Origin of the sequence: Bradyrhizobium sp., from assembly GCF_049581145.1 — a bacterium.
Taxonomy (GTDB): Bacteria; Pseudomonadota; Alphaproteobacteria; order Rhizobiales; family Xanthobacteraceae; genus Bradyrhizobium.
On record NZ_JBAURI010001008.1, the window covers coordinates 1 to 1517 of the forward strand.

General features: G+C 63.6%; 2 protein-coding genes. Both read left to right on the top strand.

The window, feature by feature from the left end:
• The coding region (locus WCB02_RS32720) for a polysaccharide deacetylase family protein (RefSeq protein ID WP_423964861.1) at positions 1-808 on the top strand (808 nt) is incomplete at its 5' end.
• 12 nt (positions 809-820) lie between these two features.
• Positions 821-1384: a dihydrofolate reductase gene (locus tag WCB02_RS32725; RefSeq protein WP_423964863.1), complete on the top strand. Its 564-nt coding sequence runs from the start codon at positions 821-823 to the stop codon at positions 1382-1384.
• The last annotated feature ends 133 nt before the right edge of the window (positions 1385-1517 follow it).

The window sequence follows — 1517 nt, forward strand, 5'->3', positions numbered from 1 at the left end:
GGTCCAGCCCGCAAGAGCGCCCTGCACCAATCCCGACGCGCTCGGGGTCGCCCGTACCGTCGAGATCGACACCACCGGGGGCCCGGGATTCGGTTTCGAGCACTTCAAGGATCTCGATTTCCTGCGCGACCATGAAGTCGTGCTGACGTTCGATGACGGTCCCTGGGTTGTGAACACGCCGTCGGTCCTGAAGTCGCTCGCCGAAGAATGCACGACCGGCATCTTCTTCTCGATCGGCAAGCATGCGACCTATTATCCGGAAATCCTCAAGCAGGTTTACGCCGCCGGCCACACCGTCGGCACGCATACTTGGTCGCATGCCAACCTGAACGACAAGAAGCTGACCGACGATCAGCGCAAGGACGAGATCGAGAAGGGCATCAGCGCGGTGAAGTGGGCGCTCGGCGGCGTGTCGCCCGCGCCGTTCTTCCGCTTCCCGGACCTGCAACATGCGCCCTCGATGGTCACCTATCTCGGCACCCGCGACATCGCGATCTTCTCCTGCGATCTTGATTCCTTCGACTTCAAGGCGAAGAACGCCCAGCAGGTCATCGACGTCACCTTCAAGAAGCTCGACAAGCTCGGCAAGGGCATCATCCTGATGCATGACTTCCACAAGCACACCGCCGAAGCCCTGCCCGCGCTGCTGCGTCGCCTGAAGACGGAAGGCTACAAGGTGGTGGCGATGCGCGCCAAGGCGCCGGTGCAATCGCTGCCGCAATATGACGAGGAATTCCTCAAGGACGAAAAGCTGCCGACGGTGAGCCAGCGTCCGGTCTCCAGCGTCGTCACCACGGTCTCGGAATAATCGCCGCCCGCAATGGCGGATCTGACCATCGAGGGCTACGTCATCGTGTCGGCGGACGGTATGCTCGCCGGCGCCGACCGCGTCATGCCGGATGTGCTGAAGTTCAAAGGCGACGAGCGCTTCTTCACCGCGGCGCTCGACCGCGCCGACCTGATCGTGCACGGCCGCCATTCCCAGGAACAGCAGCCGAACGCACCGATGCGAAATCGGATCATCGTGACCCACGCGGTCGCCGCGCTGGCGCCGGATCCGGACAATCCGAAAGCGATCCTGTGGAACCCGTCCGGCGCGCGTTTCGAGGACGCCTGCGCGTTTGCCGGCGTCACGTCCGGAACCGTGGCCATCATTGGCGGCCCGGATGTGTTCGCGATGTTCATGGACCGCTATGACACGTTCTGGCTGTCGCAGGCGCCAGGGGTGCGGCTGCCCGGCGGCAAGCCATGCTTCCCGGGCGTGCCCGGGCGTTCGCCGCAAGATATTCTCGCAGCCCATGCGCTGAAGCCTGGCGCCGCCCGGATGCTCGAGCCGGCCCACGATGTCACTGTGACGCCGTGGCTTCGCGCCACCAAGAGCTAGCTGGCTCTAGCAGCCTGTCGGACTTATTCCTTATTCCCATCATCCGCCTAATCGGTCTCATCCGCCGTCGTGGGCGGCTCAAACGGTGCTGAGGGCGAACATCCGCTTGATGTTCCACGCCATGGTGACCAAG

Excerpts from the sequence above, each read along its gene's own strand:
- WCB02_RS32725 (WP_423964863.1), top strand. The coding sequence starts at position 821 with ATGGCGGATCTGACCATCGAGGGCTACGTCATCGTGTCGGCGGACGGT.